Source organism: Roseospira navarrensis (assembly GCF_009601025.1).
Classification (GTDB): Bacteria; Pseudomonadota; Alphaproteobacteria; order Rhodospirillales; family Rhodospirillaceae; genus Rhodospira; species Rhodospira navarrensis.
Genome location: NZ_WIVE01000005.1, coordinates 1 through 21,269, shown reverse-complemented (window position 1 = coordinate 21,269; position 21,269 = coordinate 1). Strand labels below are relative to the sequence as shown.

Annotated in this window: 24 protein-coding genes; 12 read left to right on the top strand and 12 right to left on the bottom strand. The window is 70.8% G+C overall.

The genetic code is table 11. The features are described 5' to 3' along the window. Window positions 1-328 precede the first annotated feature (328 nt). Entirely contained in the window at window positions 329-1,324 is a 996-nt protein-coding gene (locus GHC57_RS03205; protein WP_153341102.1) for a hypothetical protein, read from the top strand. A 6-nt stretch (window positions 1,325-1,330) separates the two neighbouring features. Here the strand turns inward: GHC57_RS03205 and GHC57_RS03200 are convergent, their stop codons facing one another. Continuing rightward, complete coding sequence (locus GHC57_RS03200; RefSeq protein ID WP_170294653.1) at window positions 1,331-2,812, bottom strand: aminotransferase-like domain-containing protein; 1,482 nt, start codon at window positions 2,810-2,812, stop codon at window positions 1,331-1,333. A gap of 167 nt (window positions 2,813-2,979) precedes the next feature. Between GHC57_RS03200 and GHC57_RS03195 the strand changes: the two genes are divergently transcribed. From GHC57_RS03195 to GHC57_RS03175, 5 genes are all read left to right on the top strand, one after another. After that, window positions 2,980-3,213, top strand: coding sequence for a DUF1127 domain-containing protein (locus tag GHC57_RS03195; RefSeq protein WP_153341098.1), 234 nt, complete (start codon window positions 2,980-2,982; stop codon window positions 3,211-3,213). Between the two features lie 324 nt (window positions 3,214-3,537). Continuing rightward, a complete protein-coding gene (locus GHC57_RS03190; RefSeq protein WP_153341096.1) occupies window positions 3,538-4,320 on the top strand; it encodes a type 2 periplasmic-binding domain-containing protein in 783 nt (260 codons plus the stop codon). Window positions 4,321-4,737: 417 nt separating this feature from the next. Beyond that, entirely contained in the window at window positions 4,738-5,682 is a 945-nt protein-coding gene (locus GHC57_RS03185; RefSeq protein ID WP_153341094.1) for a tyrosine-type recombinase/integrase, read from the top strand. A gap of 527 nt (window positions 5,683-6,209) precedes the next feature. Further along, window positions 6,210-7,391, top strand: coding sequence for a methionine adenosyltransferase (gene metK, locus GHC57_RS03180; protein WP_425500636.1), 1,182 nt, complete (start codon window positions 6,210-6,212; stop codon window positions 7,389-7,391). Window positions 7,392-7,409: 18 nt separating this feature from the next. Continuing rightward, window positions 7,410-9,089 carry a glycine/sarcosine N-methyltransferase gene (locus GHC57_RS03175; protein ID WP_153341090.1) on the top strand — a complete coding sequence of 560 codons (1,680 nt, stop codon included), beginning with the start codon at window positions 7,410-7,412 and terminating at the stop codon, window positions 9,087-9,089. A 231-nt stretch (window positions 9,090-9,320) separates the two neighbouring features. Here GHC57_RS03175 and GHC57_RS03170 read toward each other — a convergent pair whose 3' ends face one another. The 3 genes from GHC57_RS03170 to GHC57_RS03160 form a co-directional block, all read right to left on the bottom strand. After that, on the bottom strand, window positions 9,321-10,229 hold the full coding sequence (locus tag GHC57_RS03170) for a hydroxymethylglutaryl-CoA lyase (RefSeq protein WP_153341088.1): 909 nt from the start codon (window positions 10,227-10,229) through the stop codon (window positions 9,321-9,323). 114 nt (window positions 10,230-10,343) lie between these two features. After that, window positions 10,344-10,760: a hypothetical protein gene (locus tag GHC57_RS03165; protein ID WP_211369107.1), complete on the bottom strand. Its 417-nt coding sequence runs from the start codon at window positions 10,758-10,760 to the stop codon at window positions 10,344-10,346. 28 nt (window positions 10,761-10,788) lie between these two features. Beyond that, window positions 10,789-11,235 carry a hypothetical protein gene (locus tag GHC57_RS03160; RefSeq protein ID WP_153341085.1) on the bottom strand — a complete coding sequence of 149 codons (447 nt, stop codon included), beginning with the start codon at window positions 11,233-11,235 and terminating at the stop codon, window positions 10,789-10,791. Between the two features lie 163 nt (window positions 11,236-11,398). Here GHC57_RS03160 and GHC57_RS03155 point away from each other — a divergent pair, with 163 nt between their 5' ends. From GHC57_RS03155 to GHC57_RS03135, 5 genes are all read left to right on the top strand, one after another. Further along, complete coding sequence (locus GHC57_RS03155; RefSeq protein WP_153341084.1) at window positions 11,399-11,860, top strand: MarR family winged helix-turn-helix transcriptional regulator; 462 nt, start codon at window positions 11,399-11,401, stop codon at window positions 11,858-11,860. Between the two features lie 140 nt (window positions 11,861-12,000). Beyond that, window positions 12,001-12,474: a DUF411 domain-containing protein gene (locus GHC57_RS03150; protein WP_246152107.1), complete on the top strand. Its 474-nt coding sequence runs from the start codon at window positions 12,001-12,003 to the stop codon at window positions 12,472-12,474. A 130-nt stretch (window positions 12,475-12,604) separates the two neighbouring features. Beyond that, on the top strand, window positions 12,605-12,973 hold the full coding sequence (locus GHC57_RS03145; protein WP_153341082.1) for a DUF6152 family protein: 369 nt from the start codon (window positions 12,605-12,607) through the stop codon (window positions 12,971-12,973). A gap of 9 nt (window positions 12,974-12,982) precedes the next feature. Next, a complete protein-coding gene (locus GHC57_RS03140) occupies window positions 12,983-13,447 on the top strand; it encodes a hypothetical protein (protein ID WP_153341080.1) in 465 nt (154 codons plus the stop codon). A 73-nt stretch (window positions 13,448-13,520) separates the two neighbouring features. Further along, window positions 13,521-13,952: a YybH family protein gene (locus tag GHC57_RS03135; protein ID WP_153341078.1), complete on the top strand. Its 432-nt coding sequence runs from the start codon at window positions 13,521-13,523 to the stop codon at window positions 13,950-13,952. A gap of 37 nt (window positions 13,953-13,989) precedes the next feature. Here the strand turns inward: GHC57_RS03135 and hypE are convergent, their stop codons facing one another. The 7 genes from hypE to GHC57_RS03100 are packed head-to-tail and all read right to left on the bottom strand — an operon-like array spanning window position 13,990 to window position 20,025. Beyond that, window positions 13,990-15,033: a hydrogenase expression/formation protein HypE gene (hypE, locus tag GHC57_RS03130; protein ID WP_153341076.1), complete on the bottom strand. Its 1,044-nt coding sequence runs from the start codon at window positions 15,031-15,033 to the stop codon at window positions 13,990-13,992. A gap of 1 nt (window position 15,034) precedes the next feature. After that, window positions 15,035-16,180: a hydrogenase formation protein HypD gene (hypD, locus tag GHC57_RS03125; RefSeq protein ID WP_153341074.1), complete on the bottom strand. Its 1,146-nt coding sequence runs from the start codon at window positions 16,178-16,180 to the stop codon at window positions 15,035-15,037. Next, complete coding sequence (locus GHC57_RS03120; RefSeq protein ID WP_153341072.1) at window positions 16,177-16,434, bottom strand: HypC/HybG/HupF family hydrogenase formation chaperone; 258 nt, start codon at window positions 16,432-16,434, stop codon at window positions 16,177-16,179. The genes hypD and GHC57_RS03120 overlap by 4 nt, the downstream gene beginning before the upstream one ends. A gap of 16 nt (window positions 16,435-16,450) precedes the next feature. After that, window positions 16,451-17,605 (bottom strand): Kae1-like domain-containing protein, encoded by a 1,155-nt coding sequence (locus GHC57_RS03115; RefSeq protein ID WP_153341070.1) that lies wholly within the window; start codon window positions 17,603-17,605, stop codon window positions 16,451-16,453. Further along, window positions 17,602-18,462, bottom strand: coding sequence for a hydrogenase nickel incorporation protein HypB (gene hypB, locus GHC57_RS03110; RefSeq protein ID WP_153341068.1), 861 nt, complete (start codon window positions 18,460-18,462; stop codon window positions 17,602-17,604). Before hypB ends, GHC57_RS03115 begins: the two co-directional genes overlap by 4 nt. After that, window positions 18,462-18,794 (bottom strand): hydrogenase maturation nickel metallochaperone HypA, encoded by a 333-nt coding sequence (gene hypA, locus GHC57_RS03105; RefSeq protein WP_211369111.1) that lies wholly within the window; start codon window positions 18,792-18,794, stop codon window positions 18,462-18,464. The genes hypB and hypA overlap by 1 nt, the downstream gene beginning before the upstream one ends. Window position 18,795: 1 nt before the next feature. Then, window positions 18,796-20,025, bottom strand: a complete 1,230-nt coding sequence (locus GHC57_RS03100) for a nickel-dependent hydrogenase large subunit (protein ID WP_153341064.1) — start codon at window positions 20,023-20,025, stop codon at window positions 18,796-18,798. 406 nt (window positions 20,026-20,431) lie between these two features. On the opposite strand from GHC57_RS03100, the gene GHC57_RS03095 reads away from it, so the two are divergent. After that, window positions 20,432-20,728 (top strand): twin-arginine translocation signal domain-containing protein, encoded by a 297-nt coding sequence (locus GHC57_RS03095; protein WP_425500635.1) that lies wholly within the window; start codon window positions 20,432-20,434, stop codon window positions 20,726-20,728. A 35-nt stretch (window positions 20,729-20,763) separates the two neighbouring features. On the opposite strand, the gene GHC57_RS03090 is transcribed toward GHC57_RS03095, so the two are convergent. Next, on the bottom strand, window positions 20,764-21,269 hold a 506-nt coding region (locus tag GHC57_RS03090), incomplete at its 5' end, for a transposase (RefSeq protein ID WP_211369106.1).

Sequence of the window (21,269 nt, the reverse complement as noted above, 5' to 3'; positions counted from 1 at the left end):
GTCCGGGCCGCTTTCTGACAATCACGCTATGGGTATCCAACGTGGGGGTGAATGACAGACGTCAATGTTCGGCGCCGTATGTCTCGATTTGTTGTGTGTTACGGAAGTTCATGGCGAACATGCAACCGCATTTGTCACATCTGGGCCCATTGCTCTAACAATAAGTGCGCTGCTTGTCTTCTCTGGCACGGCAGCGTCCCGCGACTCGCGCGAGGCGCGATGCCGACAGCCGGCCGGCGCCGCCTCATCCCCCACACGGGACTCGTTCCTTGGCAACAACGATGGCATCCTGAACAGGCCCTCTGCCCGCGCACCAGGGAACGCCGCCATGAACCGTTTCGCGATCACGCCGCAGGAGCTGTTGACCGCGGCCGCCGTGTTCGCGGCGGTCATGATCGGGTTCGTCGTGCTGAGCCAGGAGACGGGATGGCCCAACGCGGCCAGCGGCTGGCCGCTCGCCCTGATCGTGGCGGCGGTGCTGGCGGCGGCCTCGCCGGCGCTGCGGGTCCTGGGGGAACTGCAGGCCAGCCGCGCCAGCGTGACGCTGCCGGGCGGCATCGCCTTCGACTTCTCCGGGACCGTGGTCGAGACCCGACCGGACCCGGTCCCGCCCAACATCGTGGATCCGGGCCTGATGCTCCAGGACACCAGCCAGGAGGAACTGGACCGCGCCGCCGCCCGGCTGGCCGAGGCGACCTTCGTGGTGGCCGACCTGGAGGACGGCCGGGCGTGGTACCGCTCGCGGCTGTTCGCGCTGGCGGGCACGGCGCATGTGCTCGGCGCGCCGAAGGCCATCGTGCTGCTGGGCACGCTGGGCGGCGAGCCGCGCCAGCCCGGGGGATGGATCGCCCCCGGCGACCTGGTCACGGCGCTGCGCCGGTCCGATGCGCGCTACGACGCGCTGTGGACCCATGCCCGCGCCTACCTCTCGCAGGTACAGACGCCCCAGCCGGCCGGTCAGGCCCCCTATCCCCGCCTGATGGAGTACCAGTCCCACCACATGCAGATCGGCGACCGGGTGATGATGCGCATTCTGGTCAACCAGATGCAGATGCCGGACGCGGGCGCGGGCTTCTCGCTGATCGAAGACGTGGAGGCCCCGGACTGGATCGACCTGCGCCAGGCCGAGGCCCTGATGGCGCCCTGGCTGGTTCGCAAGCAGATCGACCTGGAAACCGACACGCGCGCCCAGGCCGCCGCGCTGGCCACCATCGAACAGCCCTATGTCCTCGCGATGCGCGACGGGCGCTATGCGGGCATGATCGACGTGGCGGGCGCCCAGCGGCGCATGCTCAAGGCGCTGGTGACGGCGGCGGAGGGGTAGCGGCGGCTACACCACCGGCATGGCGGCGTGCGGCGCGGCATCCAGCAGGCGCGCGACGATGGCCAGACCGGCCTCCAGGTCGGCGCGCTCCGGCACCGCCGACAGGCACAGGCGGACGCCGCCGGGATCGCTGCCGTCCACCCGGAAGGTGGACCCCGGTGTGACCAACACGCCACGGGCCCGGGCCTCGGCCACGAACCGCTCGCCGCGCCATCCCTCGGGCAGGCGAAGCCAGACATGGAACGACGCCTCCGCGCCCGGAGGCAGGCGCAGAGGCAAGGCGCGCCGGGCGATCACCTGACGCGCCCGCGCCTCGGCCTTCTGCGCCTCGGCGGCGGCCGCCGCCTTGCCGCTGTCGATCAGGCCCGCGACCAGTTCCAGCAGCAGCGGCGAGACCATCAGGGTATCGGCCGCCACCGCCTGTGCGATGCGCGGCACCAGGACCGGCGGCGCCTTGACGAAGCCCACGCGCAGGGCGGGCGCCACGCACTTGGACAGGCTGGTGACATAGACGGCGTGGTCCGGATCGCGCGCCGCCAGCGGGCGCGGCGGCGTATCGGCGAGGAAGCCGTAGATGTCGTCCTCGATCAGGGTCAGGCCCTCGATGCGCGCGGTTTCAAGCAACGCCGCCCGGCGCGCCTCCGGCATGGTGATGTTCAGGGGGTTGTGCAGGGTCGGCACCAGATAGGCCGCACGCGCCCCCGTGCGCCGCGCGGCCTCGGCCAGCGCGTCCGGCCGCAGCCCGTCGCCGTCGCCCGCCACCGGCACCAGCCGCAGGCCGTGCCGCCTCGCGATGTAGTGCACACCGGGCCAGGTCAGATCTTCCACCAGCAGGGTCTCGCCCGGCGGCACCAGCGTGGAGAGGATCACCGTCAGGCCGCCCTGGGTGCCGTGGACCGGGATCACATCGGCGGGGTCGGCCTCCAGGCCGAAGCGGGCCATCCAGCGCGCGCCGGCGGCCCGGTGCTCGGGGCGCCCCACGGACGGTTGATAGCCCGCGAGCGCCGTCAGGCGCGCCGGGTCTCCGTCCGGCCCGGCCAGGGCGGCGAGCCCGGCCAGCCCCGGCGTCAGGGCGCCCGCCAGGAACGTCCGCGCGGGGTAGTTGGCGCTCATGTCGATCAGGCCGGCGGGTTCCCGCTCCGGGGGTGTGAGGTCGTATCCCCGCGGTCCGGGACCGGGCTCCACAGAGGGGGGGTCCGCCGGCGGATTGACCCAGGCGTGCGCGGCCGCCGGACCCGGATCGCGGATGAAGCTGCCGCGCCCGACGGCGGCCTCCAGCAGGCCCCGGCGCTCCGCCTCGGCATAGGCGCGGGTCACGGTGCCCACCGTGACCCCGAGATCCTGGGCCAGCGCCCGGTGCGTCGGCAGGCGAGCGCCGGGGGTCAGCCGTCCCGATCGCACATCGGCCGCCATGGCGTCGGCGATGGCGCGATAGCGCGGGCCGGCGTGGGCGGTCAGGTTGGGGATCCAGCGCAGCGTGTCGGTCATATTGTACCCATACATTAAAAGCAATTGACACCATACGACGCCCGATTATATCCAGAAACACCAGAACAATGATGCCGGCGCCGCAGAATGTATGGGTACAATACCGGCACACAGGTCCGTGGTCAACCCCGCCGTGATCCCCTCGGCCCGATCAATGGAGGCAGACAATGTCCCGCAAGGCGCTGACGTTCACCGTGACGCTTCCCCTTCCCGGTCGCTTCAATCCGGTCGCGGCCGTGCGCCGCGTGACGGCGGACCTGTGGACCCTGGTCACCACCTGGCAGCGCCGGGCCGAGGACCGCCGCCGGCTCCAGTCCCTGCCGGCCCACCTGCGCCGCGACCTGGGCCTGACGGCCGAGCAGATCGACGACGAGGTCCGCAAGCCGTTCTGGATGGCCTAGCCCCCTGACCGCGAATTGGTCCGGCACCGGCCGCCGGAGGCCCACGACACCCGTGGGACTCCGGTGTCCGGGTCACGCTCACCCGGCGGCCCCCGCTGCCCCCTTCTTGTCCCGACCGGGTTTCGGCCGCGCCACGGCCGGCACGCCGCGGCAGCACGGCCGTTCTCCTGATTGAATGCGCCGGGTCCGATACGTACACTGGGGCTCGGTCCCTCGACGCCCATCCGGGCCCGTCAGACCGCCCGACAAGAAAGAGGGACCCGTTCGTCGGGCGGCCGGCGGGCCAACGGTCGTGATCGACACACCCGCAAGAGGGTGGTGCCCATGGATGACGTTCGGGCGTTTCGCAAGGCCATCGGCCTCGCCGTCCTGGTCAGCGTCGCCGCGGTTCCTGAAACCGCGCCGGCCGAGACTCTCACGATCCTGCTGGGCGAGTTGCCCCCGCACACCACCCGGGACGGCGTCGGTCGGGAAGCCGACACCATCAGGCAGGTCGCGGACGCCTGCGGGTGGTCCGTGACGGTCCGGGTAGAGCCGTTCAGCCGCCACTGGCGCTCGTTCGAGGGCGGCGCCGGGGATGCCGTGGGCGGCGTGCCCGAGGGCCTGGACCTGGGCGGATATCGCACAGCCCCCTACATCACGTATCGCAACGGGGTCACGGTCCTGGAGTCATCCGGGATCACGGTCGAGAGCCTCGCCGATCTGGCCGGCCTTTCCGTGGTGGCCTTTTACGACGCCAAGTCCATCATTCCAGCGGTCGGTGAGGCCATGGACACCTTCGCCGACTACCGGGAGATGGCCGATCAGGTGACACACTCCCGTCTTCTGTTCGGGGGGCGCGTCGATGCCATTGTGGGCGAGGGCATGATCGTGGCCGAGTACAACCAGCGCCTGGCGGCCGACGACAACCCGATGGTCGATGCCTCCCAGCCGGTGACCTTCATGCCCATCTTCGAGCCGACGCACTACGCCATGGTGTTCCGGGACCCGGACCGCGGCGCGGCCTTTGATGCGTGTCTGGCCGAGGTCTCTGACGAGGTCGCGGCCATCAACGCCCGCTATATCGACAGGTATCGGGACGTGATCGGCGATACGTACGACCCGTAGGCCGAACCGCCCCCTCATCCGGCGCGACGATGAGGATGACTCCTTCGCCGCAGGGTCGCCCCGGCAACCTGTCGGGATGAGTCTCTGTTTTTGTCGCCGCCCCGGCCGCCCAAGGGCGGCCATCTGTGGCTCGGCGCCGCAATGCGGCGCCCAGGGCGCCGGCCCCCAGTCTTGTTCAAAGCTGGCATCGCACAGCGATGCCAGCGGCGGGCCTGATCCCGCAAAAAGGGCGACCGGAACCGGAAACGCCCATTCAAAGTCTCATACAAGGTCACATTGACGGATGCACCATCATTATTCGGTGCATTAAGACGCGCAATTCAACAATTTGATCGGTATCGCCTGGAAAACGCAACCCAACCTGCGTTATATTGCCCGAACTGATGTGGATATTCGGGTCAAGGCAAGTCACGCCCCATGGAGTTGCGGTCTCTTGTTGACGAGTTCATGGCGTCCTGCCGCTCACGGGGATTGTCCGACCATACCCTGCGCGCCTATCGCCAGGACCTGGCGGCGTTCATGCACTGGGCGGCGAAGTCCGACGGCACCCCGCCCCTGGGCAAGGAGTCCATCCTGCAGTGGATCGCGGCCCTGCGCGCGCAGGGCTACGCCCCGGCCACCATCAAGCGCCGGCTGGCCTGTCTGAAGGTCCTGTGCCGCTGGCTGGAGGACGCCGAGAAGCTGCCCGACAACCCCTTTCACCGGCTGCGCGTGCCCGTGCGGCTGCCGCACCGGCTGCCGCGCAACCTGCAGGACGATGAAATCAGCGCCCTGCTCGCCCCCTCCCCGCCGCACCGGGGAACCGGATCAGCCCCGGAGCGGGACGACGACATCGCCATTGCCACGCTGTCGCTGGCGCTGGAACTGCTGTTCACGACCGGCATCCGGGTCGGCGAGTTGTGCGCCATCCGCCTGGGCGACATCGACCTGGCCGCCGGCACCATCGCGATCCGGGGCAAGGGCAACCGCGAGCGGCATGTCTTCCTGGTGGACGAAACGGTGACATCCCAGTTGCAGGCGTACATCCGGCGGCGGCGGCCGGCCGTGCCTGGGCTCGACACGCTGCTTCTGACCCCGCGCGGCGTGGCCGCCGACCCGAACCACATCCGCCGCCTGCTGCACCGCTACGTCGCGGATCTCAAGCTGTCCCGGCGGATCACGCCGCACATGCTGCGGCACACGGCGGCCACGGAACTGTTGCGCGGCGGTGTGGACATCCGGATGGCTCAGAAGCTGCTCGGCCATGCCAGCATCTCAACCACCGAAATCTACACCCATGTCTCGGACACCACGTTGCACACCACCTTGCGGGCCGTGAACCCGCGCGGTCGCCTGCGCGAGAGGACCAACGGCGCGTCGTGAGTCCGGCGCCATCCCAAGGAGTCGCGCCGAGTCGGCCGCGACCTCCTCCCAAAGACCGTCATTCTTTCGAAATATTCCCATTCCAGGCGAATGTCATGGCGGCAAAAAACGACCGTTAGGACGTTGACGGCGCACGAATATGCCAATTCGCGCCCATTCCGCGCAAACACGCCTGGAATGCAAGGCTCCGTTTGGTGTACGGTCTTTATCGTAAGCAGGGGGGATCAGCCGGACCAGAGGGCGCGCCGACCGGGCGCCCGTCCAGCCCCCCGCCAGACCCGCCGGAACCGATTCAAGCGTGTTCCGGCCCAGCTCGGCGCGAGCGACACCTCACATAGCGGCCCGCAGTCATGGCGGCCCGCCACGACCACAGCGGCACACCCTGCCGCCGGTGCCGGGCCACACGCCCGCGCCGCCGCATGGTCACCCGTTCGCGACCGACGGATCGACAGGACCGGGGTTCCGTGCCCGACCGACGTGACAGTCGGCCGCCGGTGCGCGTACCGCTTCGACCAGGGAGAACAGATATCGTGACGGAGTCCTACCTCTTCACCTCCGAGTCCGTGGGTGCCGGCCATCCGGACAAGCTCGCCGACAGCATTTCCGACGCCGTCCTGGACGCCATCCTGGCCCAGGACCCCATGGCCCGCGTGGCCTGCGAGACCATGGTCAATACCGGCATGTGCATCCTGTCGGGCGAGATCACAACCACCGCCCACGTCGATTATGCGGATGTCGCGCGCGAAACCATTCTGGATATCGGCTACGACACCCCCGCGTACGGCTACGACGGCCGGTCCTGCGCGGTGCTGGTGGCGCTCGACAAGCAGTCGCCGGACATCGCCCAGGGCGTGAACGAGGGCTCCGGCCTGGACCTGGACCAGGGGGCCGGCGACCAGGGCCTGATGTTCGGCTTCGCCTGCCGCGAGACGGACGCGCTGATGCCGCTGCCGATCCAGCTCGCCCATCGCATGACCGCCCGTCAGGCCGAGGTGCGCAAGGCCGGAAAACTGCCCTGGCTGCGCCCGGACGTGAAAAGCCAGGTCAGCGTGCGCTACGAGGGCGGCAAGCCGGCCGGCCTGGATGCGGTCGTGCTCTCCACCCAGCATGACGAGGACGTCGATCACGCCACCCTGCGCGAGGCGGTGATCGAGGAGATCGTGCGCCCCTGCATTCCCGAGGCGATGCTGAACGGCGACATCACCTATCACATCAACCCGACCGGCCGGTTCGTCATCGGCGGCCCGGTGGGCGACTGCGGCCTGACCGGGCGCAAGATCATCGTGGACACCTACGGCGGCATGGGCCGTCACGGCGGCGGCGCCTTCTCGGGCAAGGACCCGTCCAAGGTGGACCGCTCCGCCGCCTATGCCGCCCGCTACGTGGCCAAGAACCTGGTTGCGGCCGGCCTCGCCGAACGCTGCGAGGTCCAGTTGGCCTACGCCATCGGCGTCGCCCGCCCGGTTTCGGTGCGGGTCGATACTTTCGGCACCGGCGCCCTGCCGGAAGCGCGCATCGAGGCCCTGGTGCGCGAGCACTTCGACCTGCGGCCGAAGGGCATCATCGCGATGCTCGACCTGCTGCGTCCGATCTATCGCCAGACCGCCGCCAACGGCCACTTCGGCCGCGCCGATGTGCCCTGGGAAGAGACCGACCGCGCCGCCGCCCTGGCCGACGACGCGGGGATCCGGACCAACGCCGCCGAGTAGCTTGAAGGAGACCCGATCATGGACACCGTCGATTTTCGCGAACGGAACAGCGAACTGGTCACCGAAGAACAGCACTATGGGGAAGACCCCATCGCGGTGCGGGACAGCGACCACTACCGCGCCGAATACATCCAGACCTTCGTCGAGAAGTGGGACGAGCTGATCGACTGGGACGCCCGCGCCCAGAGCGAGGGCCAGTTCTTCATCGACGTGCTGAAGGCCCGCGGCAAGACCCGCATCCTGGATGCCGCCTGCGGCACCGGCTTTCATTCCGTGCAGCTCATCAAGGCCGGCTTCGACGTCACCTCGGTGGACGGCTCGGCCGCCATGGTGGCCAAGGCGTTCGAGAACGCCAAGGACCACCACATCATCCTGCGCACCTGTCACGCCGACTGGCGGTTCCTGAACAAGGAGCTGCACGGCAAGTACGACGCCATCATCTGCCTGGGCAACAGCTTCACCCACCTGCACGAAGAACAGGACCGGCGCCGGGCGCTGGCCGAGTTCTACGCGGCCCTGAAGCATGACGGCGTGCTGATTATCGATCAGCGCAATTATGATGCGATGATGGACCACGGCTACAGCAGCGCTCACAAGTACTACTACTGTGGCGACAAGGTCGTGGCCGAACCGGAGCATGTGGACGAGGGTCTGGCCCGCTTCCGCTATTCCTTCCCGGACGGGTCGGAATACAAGCTGAACATGTTCCCGATCCGCAAGAACTACATGCGGCGTCTGCTGACCGAGGCCGGCTTCCAGCATATCCGCACCTACGGCGACTTCCAGGAGACCTACCAGGAAGACGACCCGGACTTCTTCATCCACGTGGCCTCCAAGAGCTACGACCTGGAGCGCGGCCCGCGTGACCTGAAGAAGATCGCCTCGGTCGCCGAGACCTATTACGACAGCGGCGATGCGGACAACTTCTACTACCAGATCTGGGGTGGCGAGGACATCCACATCGGCCTGTACGAGGGCGCCAAGGGCGAGACCATCAAGGACGCCAGCCGCCGCACGGTGGACACCATGGCCGAACAGGTGGACCTGGGTCCGGACAGCCGGGTGCTGGACATCGGCGCCGGCTACGGCGGCGCGGCGCGGCGCCTGGCCGCCACGCGCGGCAGCGCGGTGCACTGCCTGAACATCTCCGAGACCCAGAACGCCACCAACCGGCGTCTGAACGAGGAGCAGGGCCTGGCCGACAAGGTCACCGTCGTGCACGGCAGCTTCGAGGACATCCCGGAGCCGAACGCGCGTTTCGACGTGGTCTGGTCGCAGGACGCCATCCTGCATTCCGGCGACCGCGAACTGGTGCTGGAAGAGGCGTTCCGGGTGCTGAAGCCGGGCGGCCATCTGATCTTCACCGATCCGATGGAGGCCGACGACGTGCCCCCGGGCGTGCTGCAGCCGGTGTATGACCGCATCCACCTGGAGAACCTGGGCTCCATCGGGTTCTACAAGGCGGCCGCCGAGCGCGTCGGCTTCGAGGCGGTGTCGGTGACCGAACTGACCGACCACCTGCCGCGCCACTACGGCCGGGTCGCCGAGGTGCTGCGCGAGCGCTACAACGAGCTCGCCAAGGTGTGCAGCCGGGGCTACCTGGACCGCATGCTGGTGGGCCTGGACAACTGGGTGAAGGCCGGCGACTCCGGTCACCTGGCCTGGGGCATCCTGCACTTCCGCAAGCCGGAGGCGTGATCCCGGCCCGGGACTCCCGGGACGTCACGATGCGGCCGCCGTCGGGGGATGCGCTCCCCCGGCGGCGGCCGTCGCTTGATGGTGTCGAGGAAGATGGATCGTCATCCTGAGCGCCCGTGGGGCGCGAAGGATCTCGGGCCACGGCGTGCTGCCGGTGCCGAGCAACCCCGCCTCCCGAGATCCCTCGCCGCGTCCAGCGGCTCGGGATGACGCCAAGAAAAACGGCGCCTCTTACGCCGCCGCGCCCTGCAGCGCCCGGGCCACCCGCGATGTGGGCTCGCGGCCGAGATGGGCGGAGATGACGCGCCCGGCCTCGGCCACCTTGGCCAGCGACACGCCGGTGCGCACGCCCATGCCATCCAACATGTAGACCACGTCCTCGGTGGCCACGTTGCCCGACGCGCCCTTGGCATAGGGACAGCCGCCCAACCCGGCGACCGAGGTGTCCACGATAGCCACCCCCAGGTCCAGCACCGCCAGCAGGTTGGCCAGCGCCTGCCCGTAGGTATCGTGGAAATGCGCCGCCAGCCGCTCCACGGGCACATGCGCCGACACGGCCTCGATCATGCGGCGCGCGGCCAGGGGCGTGCCCACGCCGATGGTGTCGCCCAACGAGATCTCATCGCAGCCCATGGCGTAGAGATCGCTGGCCACGCCGGCCACCGCCTCGGGCGGGATCGCGCCCTCGTAGGGGCAGCCGAGCACGCAGGAGACATACCCCCGCACCCGCCAGCCATGCTCGCGCGCCCGGGCGACCACGGGCCGGAAGCGCTCCAGGCTCTCGGCCACCGAGCAGTTGATGTTCCGCTTCGAGAAGGTCTCGGAGGCCGCCCCGAACACCGCGATCTCATGCACGCCCTCGGCCGCCTCCGCCGCCGCCATGCCCCTGTCGTTGGGCACCAGCACCGGAAAACGCACGCCCGGCGGCCGCTTGATGCGGGCCAACACGGCGTCGGTGTCCGCCATCTGCGGCACCCATTTCGGGCTGACGAAGGCCCCGGCCTCGATCACCGGCAGCCCGGCCTCGGCCAGGCTGTCGATCAGGGCGACCTTGGTGTCCACGGGCACCCGGTTGGGCTCGTTCTGCAGGCCGTCACGCGGCCCCACGTCAACGATGGTGACCGACTCCGGCAGCGCCATGACATCTCCTCTCCCCATGCCCGGTGTTCCTTTTTTGCCAGCGGCACCGGCGCATGGTGGCCGATGACGCGGCCGGGGTCCAGAGGATGGCCGACAGCGCCAAGGGGCGGCGCCTCAGGACCCGGCGCACCGGCGCACCACGGCCGAGCATGCCGCGATGCCGCCGAATCCCCAACCGGCGCGGTTGTCGCTGTCCACCGCCCGGATGCGATCGTCTTGCACCGTGATATCGAAGACGCACGCGCGCGCCTGCGCGGCCAGGTCCGGGCGGGGCATGGCCTGCAGGCGGCCGTCCGGGCCGCGCGCCTGGGCCGAGGAATACTGTTCGATGCGACCCGGGATCGCCGGGTGGGCCCGGACCGCGAACGGTTCCCCGAGACACGATGTCAGCACGGCCGCATCCTGGCCGATCAGGGCCGACTTGGCGTCCTGGATCGTCTTCATGTGGGGGGCGCCGCACCCGGCCAGGAGGAGGGGGACCAGCGCGGTCATCCGACCAAGCGGCGTCAGACGGTGGACATATCGGGACATGGCGTCATCTCCATAGAGCAAGGGGGGATCAGGCCGCGACTCGCGGCAGTCGTCCGGTCAGGCGGAGGCCGTCGCGAAGGCTGCGCCCCAGCAACACGATGTTCACCGCGCCGGCCACCAGTTCCACCGCCTGGACGGCATTGAACTTGGCGTCGAACGCCCCGGCGTCGGCCTTGGCCGAAAGCGCGAACGCGGCCGGCATCAGCACGAACAGGCCGTTGGCCGCGATGAAGGGCATGCGGCGGCGCTTGGCGGCGGCCAGCCCGTCGGAGCGCCCCCGGGCGAGCCGTGTCCCGCTCAGCCCGGTGAATGCCAGGGCCGGCACCAGCAGGAGAAACGCCCAGGGGATGGCGGTCTTGACCGCCACCACGGCGGCGGGCGGACCGAGCAGTTCCACCGCCACGGTGGACCCCCAGAACGTCGCGATCATCACCAGCGCGAGCCCGCCGGCGACGGGATGAAGGGCCTTGAGCATGGGTCGGGTCTCCGCGATGCCTATTGAATAGCGGGCTATGTATCATGAATATAGCACGCTATCCAAGCCTGCCGTTGAGCGGAGCGCCCGTCGCGGCTTGTCCTCATGGGCCGGACAGGCTAAGGGCGGAGATGAACTCCCTCCGGAAGGACGCAGCGGGGCCATGACCTTCGACAAGACCGCCTCGGCCGGATACCTCGCCAACCACATGGCGCGTCTGTTCGCGCACGGCCTGCAGCAGCGCATTCAGCCCCTGGGGCTGGCCCCGGCCCAGTTCATGACCCTGCTCGAACTGTGGGACGCGGACGGCTTGACGCAGAAACAGCTCCGCGACCGCCTGGACGTGGAACAGGCCACCATGGCCAACACATTGCGCCGCATGGAGCGCGACGGACTGATCGTCCGGCGGCCCCACCCGGACGACGGGCGCGCGCAACAGGCCTGGCTGACACCCGCCGCCCGGGCCCTGCGGGCAGCCGCGACCGACGCCGCCCGGGACCAGAACGCCCGGGCGCTGGCCGACCTGACAGAAGCCGAGGCGGCGGCCTTCCTCGATCTCATGCGCCGGGTGATCCGGACCCTGCGCGCCGCCGAAGACGGCGAACCGCCGCCCGACCCCGCATGATGCCCCGCCCCCGGAAAACCCTACGCCGCGAAGCGTTGACGGCGCGGGACCGGCGCGTTGGGATGGGGCATCGCATCGGGTCCGCGCCGACCGGGGGACGGCGGACCGACCCATCGCATCCTCAACGGAGACGCACACGCATGCCCCTGTCCATGCCCCTGCCCCGCCCGCGCCGGACCGCCCTCGCCCTGGCCGCCGGCCTGCTGATCGCCCCGCTGGCGGCCCACGCCGAGTCCGCCGCGCCCGCCATCGAGGTCTACAAGTCCCCCTCCTGCGGCTGCTGCGTGGTCTGGGCCGACTACATGCGGGACAACGGCTTTGCCGTGACCGAGACGGACACCGAGGATCTGTACGGCATGAAGGCCCTGGCCGGCATCCCGGACGACGCGGCGTCCTGTCATACCGCCGTGGTGGACGGCTACGTGATCGAAGGCCACGTCCCGGCCGAGGACGTCCGCCGCCTGCTTGAAGAGAAACCGCAGGCGGTCGGCCTTTCGGTGCCGGGCATGCCGCCGTCCTCGCCGGGGATGGACGTGCCGGGCTACGAAGGCGCGCCGTTCGAGACCCTGCTGGTGCAGCGCGACGGCAGCACCTCGGTCTACGCGCGGCACTGACGGCCCGGCCTTTCCTCCAACGCCCGCTTGTTGCGCGCCCGGACCGTCCCCACGTCTGACCCGGCGCGCGACACCGGGTCGGCGCGCGGTCTGACCAAGGCCGGTGGATCCCGAAGGAGGAGGCAGAGCCATGCGTTCCCCCCTTGCCGCCCTGTGGACCGGGGCCCTCGTGCTCGGTCTGGTGTTGCCGGCCGCCGCTCATCACGGCTGGCGCTGGACCTCCGGCAACAATATCGAGCTGACGGGGATCATCCAGGACGCCAAGCTGGGGAACCCGCACGGCGTGCTGACCGTGCAGGCCGATGCCGAGACCTGGACGGTCGAGGTCGGCCAGCCCTGGCGCAACGATCGGGCTGGGCTCAAGGACGGCGATCTGGCCCCCGGCGTGGAAGCCACGTTCATCGGCGAGCCCTCGGCGGACCTGGAAGACCGCCTGCTCAAGGCCGAGCGAATCCGGATCGGGGAGCGGCTTTACGAACTCTATCCAGGCCGCAGTTGACGCCACACGATGGCCGACCTGTGGGCGGCGCTCGCCGCCACCGATCCGGCCGCCTGGATGCGGGTCTCGCGCTGGGGCTACGCGGGCGTGAACGCCGGGCATATCCTGGGCGTCGCCCTGCTGGTCGGGGCCATCGTGCCCCTGGATCTGCGCCTGCTCGGTGTCTGGAAACGCCAGCCGCTGGACGGACTGGCGTGCGTTCTGGTGCCTGTCGCGGCCACCGGCTTGGCGCTGGCGGCGGGCTGCGGCGCCCTGCTGTTCCTGGCCGGACCGGCCGACTATGCCGCGAACCCCGTGTTCCTGTCCAAGATGGCGCTGGTCCTGGCCGGCGCGATGGCGGCCCTGTGGGCCACCCTTCGTGGCGGCGTGGCGGCGCTGTCGCCCGCCCGGGGTCGCGCCGTTGCCGTGATCTCCCTCCTGTGCTGGCTCTCCGCCCTCGTCCTCGGCCGCCTGATCGCGTTCACGATGGTGTAGGACCGGCCGCCTTGCCAGGCCCCGTGTCGGCGGGCACAGTTTCGTTCCCGATCCAATCAGGGAGAGAACCGTCATGGCTCCGCTGCGATTCACCGCCTGGATTGCCGTCCTTCTGCTCGTGTCCTGGCCTGCCGCTGCGCAGGACAACCCCATCTTGCAGCAAATGGAGCGGCTGGCCGCGGCCTACAACGCCGCCGATGCCGCCGCACTTGCGACCGTCTACACCGAGGACGGCGTCCTGCTGCCGCCCCGTGCCCAGCCGATCCAGGGGCGGGAGGCGATCGCCGCGCACTACGACGTGGCCTTTCGGGCGGGCGCCAGCAATCTAAGGTTCAACATCCTCGAAATCAGGCAACTGGGTCCGGCTGCGGCCATGGAGATCGGCGAAACCCTGGTCGATATCGGCGCGCAGACGATCAACGGCCGCTACATGCATGTCTGGGTGCAGGTGGACGGGTCCTGGTTGCTCTTGCGCGACATGTACCACGTGATCGGCGCGCAGTAGCTGGGAGTCCGGGGGCGTCTCGAACCGCCTCCCGGCCTCAACAGATCCGGGGCAACTGCTCGCCGGCCAGCCAGTCGATGACGCGGCGGCCGCCCAACGCGGTCTCAAGCTGCACCACGCGGTCCGGATCCGCCAGCACCGCGCCGATGATGGCGGCGTCCCGGCCCAGGGGGTGGGCCTGCATGACCGTCAGCAGCGCCTCGGCGCGGTCGGGCGGACAGATGGCGATCAGCTTGCCCTCGTTGGCCACGGTCAGCGGATCGAGCCCCAGCAGCTCGCACGCCCCCCGCACCGCCGGGCGCACGGGCACCGCCGCCTCTCGCACCAGCATCCCGACGCCGGACTGGTCGGCGATCTCGTTCAGGGTCGCGGCCACGCCGCCCCGGGTCGGGTCGCGCAACACGCGGATCTCGGGCACCGCCGCCACCATGGCCGCCACCAGCCCGTTCAGGGCCGCACTGTCCGAGAGGATGGGGGTCTCGAACGCCAGCCCCTCCCGCTTGGACAGGATGGCGATGCCGTGGTCGCCGACGGTGCCGCTGAGCAGCAGCACATCCCCCGGCCGGGCAAGGTCGCCCGCGATGTCCAGGCGGTCGTCGGTCAGCACGCCGACCCCGGCGGTGGTGATGAACACGCCGTCGCAGCCGCCGCGCTCCACCACCTTGGTATCGCCGGCGACGATCCCCACGCCGGCCTCGCGCGCGGCCCGGCCCATGCTCTCCGCGATGGCGACCAGTTCGGCCAGCGGAAATCCCTCCTCGACGATGAACCCGGCGGTCAGATGGAGCACCCGGGCGCCCGACATGGCGACGTCGTTGACCGTGCCGTGGACGGCCAGCGACCCGATATCACCGCCCGGAAACACCCGGGGCGTAACGACGTGGCCGTCCGTGCTCATCACCAGCCGGCCCGGCGGCACGGTCACCCGGGCGAAGTCGTCGCCGGCCGCCAGGGCCTCGCCACCGAGAGCCGTCACGAACACCTGTTGAATGAGGTGCGCCATGGCGCGGCCACCCGCGCCGTGGGCCATCTCGACGCGGCCGTGGGTCAGGTCCAGGGGCGGAAAGGGACGGATCGGCATGTCAGGCGTCCTCGCGCGAGCGGGCCGCATGAGCATGGGACGGGGACGGCCCCTGCGTCCAGGCGGCGGCGCAGGCGCCCTCGGCCGAGACCATGCACGCACCCTGCGGCCGCTCCGGCGTGCAGCCGCGTCCGAACAAGCGGCAGTCGCGCGGGTCGAGCGCGCCCATCAGCACGGACCCGCATTCGCAGGCCGGATTCTCGCGCCCGGTCAGCGGCGGCATGGCGAAGCGGCGCTCGGCGTCCCAGGCGGCGAAGTCATCCCGGATGGCCAGCGCCGAGTCCGGCAGCGCCCCCAGCCCGCGCCACTCGAAAGAGGCGCGCAGGATAAAGACCTCTTCCATCAATGCGCGGGCCTTCGGATTGCCGTCGGGCCGGACGGCGCGGGTGTACTCGGTTTCCACCTCGGCCCGGCCGTCGTTGATCTGGCGGATCAGCATCAGCACGGCGCGCAGAATGTCCAGGGGCTCGAACCCGGCGATGACGACCGGGACGCCGAAGCGGGCCGCCCCCGCGCGATAGGCCTCGCTGCCGATCACGGTGGAGACATGCGCCGGGCCGATGATGCCGTCCAGCGGCTTCGCTTCGCCCGCTCCGCCCAGGATCGCGCCGATTGCCGGCGGCGTCAGCACGTGGTTGCAGAAGACCGACAGGTTCGGCAGCCCGGCATCCCGCGCCTGGGTCAGAAGCAGGGCCGTGGGGGGCGTGGTGGTCTCGAACCCGATGGCCAGGAACACCACCGGCCGGTCGGGATGGGCGCGCGCCAGCGCGAGCGCGTCGAGGGTCGAATAGACCATGCGCACGTCGGCCCCGGCCGCGCGGGCCTTTTGCAGGGTCTCGCCGCCGCTGGCGGGCACGCGCATCATGTCGCCGTAGGTGCAGAGGATCACCTCCGGATGATCCCGCACCAGCGCCAGCGCCATGTCGAGCCGCCCCACCGGCAGCACGCACACCGGGCAGCCGGGGCCGTGGATCAGGCGCACCGCATCCGGCAGCAGGTGGGCGAGGCCCTGATTGACGATGGCGTGGGTGTGGCCGCCGCAGAACTCCATCAGGCGGTAGGTCCGGTCCGGGCGGACTTCGGCGGCGATGGCGCGGGCCAGCCCCCGGGCCAGGGCCGGATCGCGATAGTCGTCCAGGTACTTCATGACGCACCGGGCTCCCCTGCCGCCGCCTCTTCCGCGCCCAGGTCGGCCATCTCCTGGATCAGGGCGAGGGTCTTTTCGGCCTCCTCCGGGTCCAGGCGGGCGAGCGCGTGGCCCACATGCAGGATCACGTAATCCCCGACGGCCAGATCCTCGACCAGGGCGACGGACACGGTCTTGCCGATGCCGCCCACATCCACGCGGGCCATGGCGTCGGGCAGCAGGTCGGTGACCCGGGCGGGCACGGCGAGGCACATGGTCGGCGGCTCCCTGTCAGCCGGAGAGGGCGGCGTGATGGGCCGCGATCCAGGCCTGACCCAGGCTCAGGCCGGGATCGCCGGGCGACACGGCGCGATGCGTCAGCACGGTCAGGCCGCGGTCGCTCAGGCCCTGCGACACCAGCCGGGTCAGCACGCGGTTGAAGAAGCAGCCGCCGGACAGGCCCACGGTGCGCAACCCGGTGGCCTCGGCGGCGACGGCGGCCCAGTCCACCAGCGCCGCCGCCAGCGTGCCGTGGAACAGATCGGCCCCGGCCTCGGGCGTCAGACCCGGCGCGCTCAGGGCCTCCAGCAGCGGCAGCGCGTCGAGCACGCCGTCCCCGTTGATGACATAGCCATCCTGCAGCACGCGGGGCGCGGTGACCATGGCTTCCAGCGCCATGGGCGCCTGCCCCTCGAAGTCCGCCACGGGATGCACGCCCAGCAGCCCGCAGGCGGCATCGAACAGACGCCCGGCCGAGCTGGTTTCCGGGCTGTTCAGGCCCCGATCCAGGATCTGCCCGATCATGGCGGCATGCGGCCGGCCCGCGAAGCGCGCCGGGATCGTCTCGGCCCGCCCGAGCGCGAACAGCGCCGCCGCCGCCATGCGCCAGGGCTCGCGCGCCGCCACGTCCCCGCCCGGCTGGCGCAGGCGGCGCAGGTGGCCGAGGCGCGCAAACCCCGCGCCCTGCACCAGCAGCAGCTCCCCGCCCCAGGACTCGGCCTCCGACCCCGGCCCCGGCCCGAGCCCGAAGCCGTCCAGCGCCAGCCCGAGCAGCGGCCCGGTGTGGCCGTGTTCGGCCGCAACGGCGGCGATGTGGGCGTGATGGTGCTGCACGGGCAGCGCCTCGGCCCCGGTCGCCTCGGCCAAGGCGCGCGCGGCCTGGGTGGAGTGGAAATCCGGGTGCAGGTCGTGGGCGATCACGCGGGGCGGTCCGTTCAGCCGGGCCAGCCGGGCCAGCATGTCCGCCACCACCCCATCATAGGCGCGGCGTGTGTCCACGTCGCCCAGATCGCCGGTGGGCTGCGAGAGACACGCCCGACCGTCCGCCATCACCGCCACGGCGGCCTTCAGGTACGCCCCCAGGCCCGCCACCGGCAGGGGCGGCGCGCCCGAGACCGATCCGGCCCAGGCCAGGGACTCGTCGGACCGGACCGCCGCCGCCGTCATGCCGGCCCCGCGTCGGCTGCCGCGCCGGCCAGCGCGGGCCGGTGGTCCAGGATCCAGTCGAGCCACGCGTCCAACCCCTCGCCCGTGGTCGCCGAGACCGGCAGCACGGGCAGACCCGGCTTGACCCGCCGCGCCAGATCCACGCAGCGGTCCACATCGAAGGCCACATGGGGCAGCAGATCGATCTTGTTGAGCAGCATCAGGTCTGCGGCGTGCACCATGTCGGGATATTTCAGGGGCTTGTCCTCGCCCTCGGTGACCGAGATCACCAGCACCCGCGCCGCCTCGCCCAGGTCGAAGGCCGCCGGGCAGACCAGATTGCCCACGTTCTCGATGAACAGCACGGTGCCGCGCGCCGGATCCAGGTCGGCGACGGCGCGGGCCACCATGCCGGCGTCGAGATGGCAGCCCTTGCCGGTGTTGATCTGCACAGCGGGGGCGCCGGTGGCGCGGATGCGCTGGGCGTCCAGGTCGGTCTGCTGATCGCCCTCGATCACCGCGACCGGCGGCGCGTCGGCGCGGGCCATCAACGCGGTCAGCGTGCGCACCAGCAGCGTGGTCTTGCCGGAGCCGGGCGCGGAGACGAGGTTGAGCGTTCGCATGGCCCGGTCGGCGAACCAGGCGCGGTTGCGGGCGGCGAGGCGGTCGTTCTCGCCCAGGATGTCCTGTTCGATGCGCACGATCCGCGCCGGGTCCAGGCCGGGGGCATGGACCGCGCCCAACGGTCCGGCGGTGCCGCGCGCCCCATGGGAATGATGATGATGGTGGTGGTCATGGTGGTGATGGTGGTGGGGCGCCTGCCCGGACGCGGGCGTGCCCTCCACCGTCGCCTGACCGCATCCGCAGACTCCGCACATCACGCCACCTCCAGGTCCTTGATCCGCAGTTCGTCCCCCGCCGTCACCTGGATCTGATGCCCGCCGCACCGGGGGCACGGGTCGAACCGGCGCGCGACGGCGATTTCGGCCCCGCACGGCAGGCACCAGCCGGTGCCGGGCAGGCGCAGGATGTCCAGCCGCGCGCCTTCGGCCAGCGAGCCGCGCGTGACCGCATCGAAGCAGAAGCGCAGCGCGTCCGGGTCGGCGTGGGACAGCGCGCCGACCTCAAGGCGCACCTCCAGCACGCGCGAAAAGCCCTGCCGACCGGCCTCCGTCTCCAGGATGCGCAGAATACTCTCGGTCAGGGACATCTCATGCACGGGCTGTCTCCTCGATGCGGATGTCACAGGCCACGCACGGGTCCATGGCCGCGACCAGTCGTCGCGCGCGGCGGTCCAGCGCGACCCGGTCGGTCGCATCCCCACCCGTGAGGGCGGCCGACAGAGCCCCGTCCGGGTGGACCGTCCATTCCGTCGGCGCCAGCACGCGCCAGTCCACGATGCGCCCGCAACGCTCCACCAGCCGATGGACGAGCAGACCCCGCGCCGTCTCCACGGCCGCCACCCCCGCGCCCCGCGAGTCCGTCGCGGCGAGGGCGGCGCTCCCGTCCTCATGGCACGGCGCTTTGTCCAGCCTGTCAAGCGTGGCGGCAAGGTCGCGCCATCGCGCCACCAGACGGGCCGCGACCGGCCCGGCTTCGGCCCATACGGCCGCGATCAGGGGATGGCCGGCGGCGCGGGCCAGCGGCCCGGTCTCCGCCGGCGCGCCCCGCCAGGTGGGGCGCAGGACGAAGGCGTCCGCCTCCGGCCCCGCCAGCGCCTCCGCCAGGGCCGCCAGGGACCAGCCCGTCAGCAGCCGGGGCGGGTCCGGAACCGCGCCGGGCCAGGGGTCGGCCAGGGCAAGCGCCAGTGTCCGGGCCAGCGGCGCCGGATCGCCCGCCACCCGTCGCCGCAGATGATCCGGATCGCTCGGCGGGCCGGCGCCACCCGGCAGCGCGGCGCGCAGGCGGGCGGAGGCCGCCCGGATCGCCGCGCGAAAGTCATCGGGCGAGGGACCCGCCGCCGGGTCTGCCGCGTCGCCGCCGACGGCGTCCCAGCCCGGACGGGCCGCCCGGTCCGCCACCGCCGCGAGGGCCGCGCGGATCGCCTTGAGCGCCGGCACATCGGGAGGCACCCCCATCGCCACCGGCCCGTCGAGCAGCAGGGCCAGGGCGGCGTGATCCAGCGCCTCGACCGTCACCAGCCTGTCGCGCGCGGCCTCGACGGCGGGCGGCGCGGGCCGACCGCGCGCGGCCTCGGCGGCGCGCAGAGCGGCCACGGTGTGGGCCCGGCCGCACAGGGCGAACAGCCGGCGGACGGCGGGCACCGCGGCCTCGGCCCGGCGGCCGATCAGGGCGGCGGTCACGCCGGTCCGCACCGAGGGCGAGACGCGCACGCGGGCGACACGGCCCCCCTCCACCTCCAGGCACAGCCCGAGCGTCCCATCGGCCCGCGCGCGAAGCGGCGGTGTGGGGTCGGTCCGGACGGGAGGACAATGAGACATGATGCCGCCTGTTCTGTTGCACCGCACACGCGGATTTCGCGCCGCGTCGTTCCACCGGACGAACCCGTTTTCAGTGTGGCCTTACCCGCCATGCTGCAAATTTTCGGACCGGCTCCACAATGGGCTTGCCGTCCTCATCTCCCTTGTGGTTTTCTCGGACCCCTTGATGATTGTCAATCAAATTGCTCAGACGGACCGTTTCTGCGCATGTTTCTTTCGCGCCGGTCCAGAGAAAGCAAACAAAAACAGGGGTTTGTCGGCGACCCCTCGGATCCGGACAGATCCGTGGACGGCTCGCCGGGGCCGCCGGGGACGGGCCGACTCCCGGGGTCGGCCCGCAGGTGAGGCACCGCCCGCCCGCGCCCCGGCCACCGGCGCCGCGTGGCCACGCACAGGGGGAGACGCCATGTCATCGCGAACCGAAACTTTCTACGATGTGATGCGCCGCCAGGGCATTTCCCGGCGCAGCTTTCTGAAGTTCTGCGGCCTCACGTCGGCCGCCCTGGGCCTGGGCGCGGCCTGGGCGCCGCGCATCGCCCAGGCGCTGGAGACGCAGCCGCGAATCCCGGTGGTGTGGCTGCACGGCCTGGAATGCACCTGCTGCACGGAAAGTTTCATCCGCTCGGCGCATCCGCTGGTGAAGGACGTGGTGCTGTCGATGATCTCGCTGGACTACGACGACACCATCATGGCGGGGGATTGAGCAACCTGAGGGATGGAAATTCGGTCTGAGGCGCTTCAGTCATCCCGGTTTTCCATGTTGATGTAGACGCGGTCGGTGGTGGCCCAGTCCTCGTCGATCTCGGCGAGGACGGCGGTGACGAGGCGCAGCAGCGAGGCCTCGTTGGGGAAGACGCGGACCTTCTTGGTCCGGCGTTTGATCTCCTGCTGAACGGCCCGCTCGATCGGGTTCGATGTCCGCATGCGGCGACGATGAGCCTTCGGCAGGGAGAAGACGGCGAGGCCTTCGGGGACGTTCGCCTCCAGCCACTCGGCGAGCTTCGGGGCGGTCTTGCGGTAGCTCTCGGCCAGGGCGGCCAGCTCGGCCTCGGCGGCCTGCAGGTCCCTGGCGTTCCAGATGGCACGCAGTTCCTCGCCGATGCGCTTGCGGATGGCGAGCTTCGGGGCGTGGTGGATGGCGTTCTGGGCCAGGTGGAACTGGCAGCGCTGCCATGTGGCGCCGGACAGGACGGCCCGGCGCGCCGCCCGCAGGCCGGCATGGTCGTCGCTGACAATGAATTCGA